Here is a 2818-nt window from a genome sequence, read left to right as displayed (position 1 = left end):
CCCGTTCCGCCGGGGCAACTCGAAGTTCCGACCGGCGGGGAGCCTGGGGCTGGGGCTCTACATCGTGCACCAGGTGGTGGTGGGGCACGGCGGGAAGGTGGAGGTGTCCACGGGTGAGGCGGGCACCTCCTTCACGGTGCGGGTGCCTCGCGCGGTGTAGTGGAGCGCCAGGGACCCGTGGGGGCCCCAGGTCCAGGTGAAGGAAAAGGAGTCTTCCGTGTCGAGCAACAAGAACCTGACCCTCGTTCCTCCGGACGGGACGCATGAGGCGCCGGTATCGACCCCCCGGTTGGAGGGGCAGGTCCTGGTCGTCGACGACTCGGAGGCCAAGCGGTACGTCATCGTCAAGGCCCTGCGCCGGGCGGGCATGCAGGTGTTGGAGGCGTCGACGGGCCAGGAGGCCCTCGCGGCGGCGGCACTGAAGCCAGACGTGGTGGTGCTCGATGTGCGCCTGCCCGACATGAGTGGCTTCGAGGTCTGCCACCAGCTCAAGGCCTCTCCCACCACCGCCGCCATCCCCGTGCTCTACATCTCCGCGCTCCTGCGGGACGAGGAGCTGGAGGCGCGGCTGTTCGAGGATGGGGCGGACGGCTACATCCCCCAGCCCATCGAGCCCAAGCACCTGGTGGCGCAGACGTGGGCCCTGGTGCGCATGCGGCGCGCGGAGCAGGCCCGGCAGCGCGAGCGCGAGGAGGCCCAGGCCGAGCAGGCCCGGCTCCAGCGAGAGCTGGACAGGAGCCAGGCCCGGGCGCGGCGGCTCACCGAGTCCGGCGTGGTGGGGACCTTCTATTGGGACGAGGACGGCTCCATCCTGGAGGCCAACGACACCTTCCTGTCCATGGTGGGCTACACGCGCGAGGACCTGGCGCGGGGCCGACTCGACTGGCGGAGGATGACGCCGCCGGAGTGGGCGGAGCAGGATCGCCAGAGCCTCCAGGTGTTGTTCGCCCGGGGCGTGGGTGAGCTGAGGCAGAAGCAATTCCTCCGCCAGGACGGCACGCGGCTGGACGTCATCCTGGGCGGCGCGGCGTTCGAGGACGCACCCCAGCAGGGGGTGACGCTGGTGGTGGACGTCACCGCGCGTCAGCAGGCCGAGCGTCGACTGACGCAGCTCATGGGGGAGCTGGAGTCCAAGGAGCGGCTGCTCAACGCCGTGCTCCAGCAGATGCCCATGGGAGTCCTCATTACCGAGGCGTCCTCCGGGCGGACGTTGCTGAGCAATGAGCGGATGACCTCCCTCCTCGGGGTGAAGGCGGAGCGGAGCCTGGAGGCCTTGCGCATGCACCTCGTCGAGCACCTGGACGGCCGCCCCTATCAGCGCGAGGAGCTGCCGCTGGTGCGCGCGCTGCGCCAGGGCGAGGCGGTGACGGAGGAGCTCGTCGTCCGTCGCGACGACGGCTCGACCCGGCTCACCCAGGCGTGTGCCGCGCCCGTGCGGGATGCGGAGGGTCATGTCGTCGCCGGCGTGTTGATGCTGGAGGACATCTCCGAGCAGAAGGCCACGCAGGAGTCACTGCGGTTGAGCGAGGAGCGGCTGCGGCTGGCGCTGGATGCCACCGCGCTCGGGGTGTGGAGCTACGACCCGGGCACGAAGGAGCTGGTGTGGGACACTCGCGCCAAGGAGCTGTTCGGGCTGCCTCCCGAGGCGGAAGCGAACCTGGACAGGTGGCTCGAGTGCGTCCATCCGGATGACCTCGTGCGAGTGGATGCGGAGGCCCGGCGTGCCTTCTCCGGAGAGAACGGTGGGGTCTATCGGTCCGAGTACCGGGCCGTGGGGCAGGGGGATGGGGGCGTGCTGCGGTGGTTGTCCTCGCGGGGCAGGGCTCGCGTCGGTGCGGATGGACGGGTCCGCCTGCTGGGCACCTTTCTGGACATCACCGAGCGCAAGCTGGCCGAGCAGCATGCCGTGGCCCTCCAGGCCACCACCGCCGCCCTCTCCCTCGCGCTCACCCCGAAGCAGGTGGCCGAGGCGCTGGTGGAGCACGGGTTGAAGTCCCTGGACGCCCACGCCGGCACCGTCAATCAGGTGGTGGGCGAGGAGCTGCTCGTGCTGGGCAGCCTCGGGTATTCGGAGGCGCTCGTCCGCGATTACGGCCGGACGCCGCTCTCCGTGCCCGCGCCTCTCGGGGTGGCGGCGCGCACAGGGCGGGCGGTGTGGGTCGAATCGTTCGAGGCCTTCGCACGGGAGTGGCCCGAGCTCGCTCAGCGGATAGGCGACAGCCGGAGTCGCTCCTGGGGTTGCCTCCCGCTGGTGAGTGGGGAGCGGGTGGTGGGGGTGCTGGGGTTGAGCTTCCCCACGCCGCGCCGCTTCAGCGCGAGGGAGAAGGCACACCTGGAGTCGCTCTGCCGACTGGGAGCGCAGGCCCTGGAGCGGGCCCGGCTCTACGAGGAGTCCCGGCGTCGCGAGGAGCTGGAGCAGCAGTTCCTCGGGGTGGTGAGCCATGACCTGCGCAACCCCTTGCAGGCCATCGCGCTGGGGGCTCGCACGTTGCAGCGTCTGGAGCGGCCCACCCCGGAGGTGCTGCTGCGCATGACCGGGCGCATCGGCGCGAGCGCGGACGTCATGGGGAAGATGATCTCCGACCTGCTCGACTTCACGCGAGGGCGGCTGGGCGGAGGCATTCCGCTGGAGCGCCGGCCGAACGACCTGGTGGTGCTGTGCCGCGAGGTCATCGACGAGTTCACGGTGACGCACGCGAGCCGGGACATCCAGCTGGAGGCCGAAGCGCAGTGCGAGGGGTGGTGGGACGGGCCGCGCATGCGCCAGGTGCTCTCCAACCTGCTGTCCAACGCGCTGAGGCACGCGCGGGAGGGGACG

At 70.9% G+C, this 2818-nt stretch carries 2 protein-coding genes; both read left to right on the top strand.

The window, feature by feature from the left end; translation table 11 throughout:
- A partial coding sequence (locus tag VF697_RS26775; RefSeq protein WP_331099559.1) for an ATP-binding protein occupies nt 1-160 on the top strand: 160 nt, incomplete at its 5' end.
- 57 nt (nt 161-217) lie between these two features.
- Nucleotides 218-2818, top strand: a 2601-nt coding sequence (locus tag VF697_RS26770; RefSeq protein WP_331099558.1) for a PAS domain S-box protein, incomplete at its 3' end; no start/stop codon positions are given.

The sequence above is a fragment of the Archangium sp. genome (genome assembly GCF_036388035.1).
Classification (GTDB): Bacteria; Myxococcota; Myxococcia; order Myxococcales; family Myxococcaceae; genus Archangium.
Note: the sequence above shows the minus strand (reverse complement) of the source record. Positions and strands in the feature narration are given on the sequence as shown.